Annotated in this window: 5 protein-coding genes; 2 read left to right on the top strand and 3 right to left on the bottom strand. The window is 67.2% G+C overall.

The window, feature by feature from the left end; all coding sequences use genetic code 11:
• On the top strand, positions 1 to 1,614 hold a 1,614-nt coding region (locus VFG33_RS09310; protein WP_325024503.1), incomplete at its 5' end, for a glycoside hydrolase family 3 protein.
• A 59-nt stretch (positions 1,615 to 1,673) separates the two neighbouring features.
• On the opposite strand, the gene VFG33_RS09315 is transcribed toward VFG33_RS09310, so the two are convergent.
• The 3 genes from VFG33_RS09315 to VFG33_RS09325 all read right to left on the bottom strand — a co-directional run bounded on the left by VFG33_RS09315 (position 1,674) and on the right by VFG33_RS09325 (position 5,454).
• Positions 1,674 to 3,818: an MMPL family transporter gene (locus VFG33_RS09315; protein ID WP_325024505.1), complete on the bottom strand. Its 2,145-nt coding sequence runs from the start codon at positions 3,816 to 3,818 to the stop codon at positions 1,674 to 1,676.
• A 114-nt stretch (positions 3,819 to 3,932) separates the two neighbouring features.
• A complete protein-coding gene (locus tag VFG33_RS09320; RefSeq protein ID WP_325024508.1) occupies positions 3,933 to 4,847 on the bottom strand; it encodes a GlxA family transcriptional regulator in 915 nt (304 codons plus the stop codon).
• Positions 4,848 to 4,854: 7 nt separating this feature from the next.
• Positions 4,855 to 5,454, bottom strand: coding sequence for a cysteine hydrolase family protein (locus VFG33_RS09325; RefSeq protein ID WP_325024509.1), 600 nt, complete (start codon positions 5,452 to 5,454; stop codon positions 4,855 to 4,857).
• A gap of 226 nt (positions 5,455 to 5,680) precedes the next feature.
• On the opposite strand from VFG33_RS09325, the gene VFG33_RS09330 reads away from it, so the two are divergent.
• The gene (locus tag VFG33_RS09330; protein WP_325024511.1) at positions 5,681 to 6,889 is read left to right on the top strand and encodes an aldose epimerase family protein; all 1,209 of its coding nucleotides are present in this window, start codon (positions 5,681 to 5,683) and stop codon (positions 6,887 to 6,889) included.
• Positions 6,890 to 7,038 lie beyond the last annotated feature (149 nt).

Consider the following 7,038-nt stretch of genomic DNA (forward strand, 5'->3'; position numbering starts at 1 on the left):
AAGGCAGACGGAAGCCAGTTGAAGCAGAACACCCACGTGCTCGCCACCGCCAAGCACTACGTCGGCGACGGCGGCACTACGTATGGCTCCTCGACGACCGGTTCCTACAAGATCGACCAAGGCATCACCGAGGTCACCCCGCAGCAACTGCAGGCGATCCACCTCGACCCGTTCAAGACGTCGGTCGACCTGGGCGTCGGCACCGTGATGCCGTCGTACTCGAGCGTCGACATCATCGGTGACGACAAGGGTCCGGTAAAGATGCACGGCAACGCCGAACTCATCAACGGGGTCCTGAAGAACCAGATGGGCTTCGACGGCTTCGTGATCAGCGACTGGCAGGCGATCGACCAGCTGCCCGGGGACTACCCGAGCGACATCCGGACGTCGATCAACGCCGGGCTGGACATGATCATGGTGCCGACGAACTACCAGGCCTTCACCCAGGGGCTGACCAGCGAGGTCACCGCCGGACGGGTGCCGCAGGCAAGGATCGACGACGCGGTCAGCCGGATCCTGGTGCAGAAGTTCAAGCTCGGCCTGTTCGAGCAGCCGTACTCTGACACCAGCAAGCTGAGCACCATCGGTTCGGCCGAGCACCGGGCTGTCGGCCGGGAGGCCGCGGCCAAGTCCCAGGTACTGCTGAAGAACGATGGCAACGTGTTGCCGCTGGCATCGACCTCCAAGGTCTATGTCGCCGGTAGCAACGCCAACGACCTGGGCAACCAGATGGGCGGCTGGAGCATCAGCTGGCAGGGTGGCTCCGGCAACACCACGACCGGCACCACGATCCTGGACGGGATCAAGCAGGTGGTGCCGACGGCAACGTTCAGCCAGGACGCCTCGGCGCCGCTGGAGGGACACGATGTCGGTGTCGTCGTGGTCGGCGAGCGCCCGTACGCCGAGGGCATCGGTGACGTCGGCAACGGTCACGACCTGCTGCTCAGCGATGCGGACAGGGCAGCCGTGGACAAGGTCTGCGCGGCGATGAAGTGTGTCGTCCTGATCGTGTCCGGCCGGCCGCAGGTGATCGCGGACCAGCTCGGTGAGGTCGACGCCCTGGTCGCGTCGTGGCTGCCGGGCACCGAGGGTGCCGGTGTTGCCGATGTGTTGTTCGGCAAGCGTCCGTTCAGCGGGCGACTGCCGGTGACGTGGCCGAAGGCAGAGACCCAGCAGCCGATCAACGTGGGCGATGCCTCCTACGACCCGCAGTACCCGTACGGCTGGGGTCTTACCACCCAGGCGGCGGCCCGGCAGAAGCTCACCGACGCCAGGAAGGAACTGCTGCGCAAGGGGTTCCTGGACCCGAACGCGCTCGCCGCGGTCATCACCATCGACCTGGCGTTGCGGGTGAAGGACTGGTCGGGGCCGCAGGCAACCACCGCACTGGCCGCAGTGGGTCAGGCCGGGAAGTACCTGCAGCGCACCAAGGCCGACTCGTTCGCCGACGGCGACGCGGTGGTCGGAGCGGCCCGCTGGATCGCTCAGGACCAGATCGGCCAGAACCTCGACGAGGCCACCTCGAAGCTGACCTCGGACGCCGAACACCTGGCGCTCAGCGGTGACCTGAGCACCGCGATCACCAAGCTGACGGCGGCGTACAAGCTGCACTGACCACGACCGAAGGAGGGGCCGGTGGATGACCCCACCGGCCCCTCCTACTCAAACCGTTCTCAGACGCCGACCAGCTCCCGTTCCCGGGTCTCGGGCGCCGCCGCCTTGAACTTGCTCGGCCACCAGGCCCTGCGGCCCAGCAGCACCATGATCGAAGGCAGCATCACGATCCGGACCAGGGTGGCGTCGATCAGTACCGCGACCGCCAGCCCGACCCCCATCTGCTTCATCTCGATCATGCCCAGCGTCGCGAAGAGCGCGAACACCGACACCATCACGGCCGCCGCACTCGTCACCACGCCGGCCGACTCGGTGATGCCCTTGCGCACCGCCTCCTGCGGCGACAGGCCCTCCCGGACACCTTCGCGGATCCGGTTCAGCACGAACACGTGGTAGTCCATCGACAACCCGATCAGGATGACGAAGAGGAACAGCGGGATCCACGAGATCACGAACCCTGGCGAGGTGAAGTCGAGCAACCCCTCGGCCCAGGTGTGCTGGAAGACCAGTGACAGGACGCCGAAGCAGGCAGCCACCGACGCCAGGTTGAGCAAGGTGGTCACCAGGGCGATCGCCACGCTGCGGAAGGTGAAGATCATCATCAGCAGCGTCAGAGCCAGCACGAACGCGATCACATAGGGCAACTGGTCCCGCTGGTGCTGCCCGTAGTCGACGCCCGAAGCCGTCTCCCCACCGACCGCCCAGCTGACACCCGCTGAGTTCAGTGCCGCGGGAACCAGATCGTTCCGCAACTTCTCCAGCGCCTGCTTGGCATCCTCATTCGTGTCCGGCCGGACCGAGACCAGCGTCAGTACCGCGGTGTCGCCGTTGCTCTTGATCGATTCCCCGGGCGTCACCACGAACTCGCGACTGTCCACCGCCGCCTGCTGGAGCTGCTCCAGACCGGCTGCCGGATTGTTGCCCTTGGCCACCACGTCGTACGCCATCCCCTGGGACGGGAAGTTCTGCTGCAGCGCGGTCATCGTCTTGACCTCGGGGATGCTTTGCGGCAACGTGCTCAACCCGCCCGGCTCGGTCTTCATCCCGAGCGCCGGTACTGCGAGCGCAACCACCGCGACAGCTGAGATCAGCAGTGCGATCTTGGGGAAGCGCAGCACGGGTGCGAGGATCCGCCGGCTGATGCCACCGGGCCCGATCCGCCGGTTCAACCGCCACAGCAACGGGATGCGCGGGCGATCCACCCGGTGTCCCAGCTTGGCCAGCAGGGCGGGCAGCACCGTGAGCGAGCCGAGGACCGCGATGGCGACGACGACGATCGTTGCCGTTGCCATCGACGAGAAGATCGGGTCCTTCGCGACGTACAGGCCTGCCATCGACACGATCACCGCGAAGCCGGAGACAACCACCGAGTGCCCCGAAGTCGCCGCGGCGATCTCGATCGCGTCCACCGTACCGTGTCCGCGGCGCCGTTCCTCCCGCTCCCGTTTCAGATAGAACAAGGAGTAGTCGACACCGACCGCCATGCCGATCAGCAGGACGACGTTGGCGACCGAGCCGCCGTCGGGGAAGAGGTAGGACAGTGGCGCGTAGAATCCGAGGGCCGCACCGACGGCCGAGAACGCCAGTAGGACAGGGATTCCGGCCGCGATCAAGGCACCGAAGGCCAGCAACATCAGCGCGAACGTGATCGGCAGGCTGAGCTTCTCGGCCTTGGCGAGGTCGGAGGCGACCTGCTTCCAGATCCCGGCGTCCACCGAGGCGCTGCCGGCTTGTTCGATCGTCAGGCCCGGATTGGCCTGCTGTACTTCGCCCGTCGCCGCGACCAGCTTGTCGACGTTGTCGGCGGCATCGTCCGCGTTGCCCTTCAGCTCGATCGGGAGCAGCGCCGCCTTGCCGTTCTCGGCCCAGACCGGCTGCCCCACCCCGTCGACCGCGTCGATCGCGGTCATCTTGTCGCGGAGCTGCGCCAGCGCCGTGGTGGCCGCGGTCTTGTCGAGCGGGCCGTCCGGATCCGTCAGCAGGACGGTCTCGCTCGGCTTGCCCTCGAGACCCGCCTGCCGGATCAGTTCGGACGCAGTACCGGACTGACCGATCCAGGTGTCGTCGGCCTTCGTCGTTTGTTTCGGAACCATGGCCGACAATCCGACCGCGACCACGACGAGCAACAGCCAGAGGCCGATCGCCCGCCACGGATGGGTAGCACTCCACCGCGCTACGCGCACGGTCACCGTTCCCCTGCTCATCCTGGTTTACCTCTCGCCGATCCCGCCGGGGCGCTCTGCCCGCAGCTAGAAGCCTGGCGTGGACTACAGGAGAACTCAGGAGTCTCAAACCCCCCGGCACCGGTAGACCTAGGTCTACCCCGCGACTGGTCGGGCGCGGAGACGGCGGAGCATCCGGGCATCCTCGAAGCCGACCGCTCGGGCGGCGGCTTCGACTGTGGCGCCGTGGCCGATCAGGTGTTCCGCGCGTTCAAGCCGGAGCAGTTGCTGGTACCGCAGCGGGGTCAGACCGGTCGCGGTGGTGAAGAGCCGGGTCAGCGTCCGCTCGCTCACGCCGGCCGCCCGGGCGAGATCCGCGAGCAGCAGCCGGTCGGCGTACCGGATGTCGATGACGTCCTGGACGCGATGGGCCACGTCGCTCAAGTGCCCGCGGTGCCGCAGCATCGCGCTCTCCTGCTGCTCGTCCCCGTTGCGTCGCGCGTAGACCACCATTTGGCGAGCGACCAGGGCGGCCGCTTCGGCACCGTGCTCGATCGCGACCAGGTGCAGAGCCAGGTCGATCCCGCTGGCGATTCCGGCCGAGGTGATCACCCGGTCGTCAACGACGTACAGGACGTCTCTGATGATGCTCGCCTTCGGATAGCGGGCGGCGAGCTCGTCGGTCAGGTCATGATGGGTGGTGTATCGCCGCCCATCGAGCAACCCCGCCGCACCGAGCGCGTCGGCGCCGGAACACACGCTCGCGACCGAACCACCAGCAGCATGATGCGTGCGTAACGCCTGCTTCGTACGCGCCGCGATCGGCGTGTTCGGCGACAACCTGGGCGACCGCCACCCCGGTACGACGATGAGGTCGGCCGGCCCGAGTTCCGGCCAATCCAGCTGCGCCTTGACCGGGACTCCCTGCGCGGTCGTGATCTCGCCGACCTCGGCCACGTAGTACAGGTCGTAGTTGTGGCCGAGGTCGTTCGCGGTCGAGAAGACCTGGGCCGGCCCGGCCAGATCGAGCAGATGCAGCTTGGGCACCAGGAAGAAGACGACCTTGGTCATGATCCGGTCAGGATGCCACGGCCAGCCCCGCCACCTCGTCTACCGTCCGGATGGTGGCGAACCGCCCGGCCAGCACGTACTCGGTCCGCTCCACGATCACCTCGGGGCTGAGGGTGCGCGGATCGGCCAGGATCGCCTCCAGCGTCGCATCGGCCGGCGTGGTCCAGTGCGGTAGCGGCGTGGTCGCGGTCGCGTCGCTGACGAAGACGACGTCGTAGCCGAGATCGGCGGCCACCCGCGCGGTGGTCTCACAGCACTGCTCGGTCCGGATCCCGCTGATCACGACCTCGCGAATCCCTTGCTGGGTGAGCAGTTGCTGCAGATTCGTGGTGGTGAAGGCATTGTGCGCGGTCTTCCGCAGTACGGGCTCGTCCTCGCGCGGCTCGAGTCCCTCGATCAGCCGGACGTGGCCGATCGCCGGGTCGAAGGCGTTGCCGGTACCGGGCTCGGTGTGGAGCACCCAGACCACCAGGTCACCTCGCGACCGGGCCGCCTGGACGAGCCGGCCGACCCGGTCGGCGATGTCGGGGTGGTTCACCGCTCGCCAGTTCGGGCGGACCCGGAAGGACTCCTGGACGTCGATCACGATCAGAGCTGTCTGTGTCATGCCTCCATCGTCAGCGGCGCGGACCGCCCGCGACCAGGCATCATCGGGGCCCGCACCGGACGGATCCGGTCACACCATCCCGACCGGCGCGGAGACTTTGGCAGTCATCGGACGAATCCGCACGGTTACGAACTGTTCCAAACACCGGACATCCCTGCTTACAGTGCCCCGGTCGGCTTGGAAACGTTCTCGTCGACGGCCATTGACCACAAAGTGAGGGGATTCCATGCCTGACCACCTGCCCCGCCGCCAGGTACTGCGGACCGCGGGCGCGCTCGGCCTCGGAGCCGCCGCGGCCGGTGCACTGCAGAGCACGGCCGGTGCCGCCCCGGAAGCTAGAGTCGCCGCCATGGGTTCACACCACGGCCGCCTGCAGATCCGCAAGGACCCGTTCGGTACCACGCCGGAAGGCGTGAAGGTCGACGTCTACACCTTCACCAACGGCCGGGTCACCATCTCGATGCTGACCTGGGGTGCCACCATCCAGCGCGTCGAGACCCCGGACCGCCGGGGCCGGACCAAGAATATCAGCCTCGGCTTCGACAACCTGCCGGACTATGCGGCGCTCAGCCCGTACTTCGGAGCCACCGTCGGCCGCTACGGCAACCGGATCGCCAAGGGGAAGTTCACCCTCGACGGACAGTCGTACCAGATCCCGATCAACAACGGTGAGAACGCCCTGCACGGCGGCACCATCGGCTTCGATAAGAAGGTGTGGAAGGCCAAGGTCGTGCAGACCGACAAGGCCGTCGGGGTCGCCTTCACCTATGTCAGCCCGGACGGCGAGATGGGCTTCCCTGGCGATCTGACCAGCACGGTGTCGTACACGCTGGACAAGCAGGACAACCTGCGGATCGACTACCTCGCGACCGTCGCCGGCAAGCCGACCGTGATCAACCTGACGAACCACGTCTACTTCAACCTCACCGGGGAAGGCACCGGCTCGATCGACGGGACGGTGCTGCAGTTGAACGCGCCGTCGTACACGCCGGTCGACGCCGGCTTGATCCCGACCGGCGAGATCGCACCGGTCGCCGGTACGCCGTTCGACTTCACCAAGGCGACCGCGATCGGCAAGCGGATCCGCGACGACCACCCCCAACTGGTGATCGGGCGTGGGTACGACCACAACTTCGTGCTCGGCGGTAAGCCGGACGGCGACGGAGTGCGGTTCGCGGCCCGGTTCTGGGAGCCGGAGGACGGCCGGACGGTGACGGTGCACACCAGCCAGCCGGGTGCGCAGTTCTACACCGGCAACTTCCTGGACGCTTCCTTCCAGGGCATCGGCAACAAGTCCTACCGCCAGGGCGACGCCTTCGCCTTCGAGACCCAGCACTTCCCGGACTCACCCAACCAGCCGAACTTCCCCTCCACAGTCCTCCGCCCCGGCCAGACCTACACCTCCACCACCACCTACACCTTCAGCACCAAGTAGTCCCGAACCGGGGGTACCTCCAGCAGCGGCGGGTTCCCCCCGGTTCGGCTCGGGGGTAACCCGCCACTCGCGGGGGTACCCCCGGTTCGGTTAGCGGCGGCTAGCCTGCTGGGGCGAGGGAAGGGGTGGGGCGGTGACAGTGCTGAGTG

Source organism: Kribbella sp. (assembly GCF_035687465.1).
In the GTDB taxonomy this organism is placed as follows: domain Bacteria; phylum Actinomycetota; class Actinomycetes; order Propionibacteriales; family Kribbellaceae; genus Kribbella.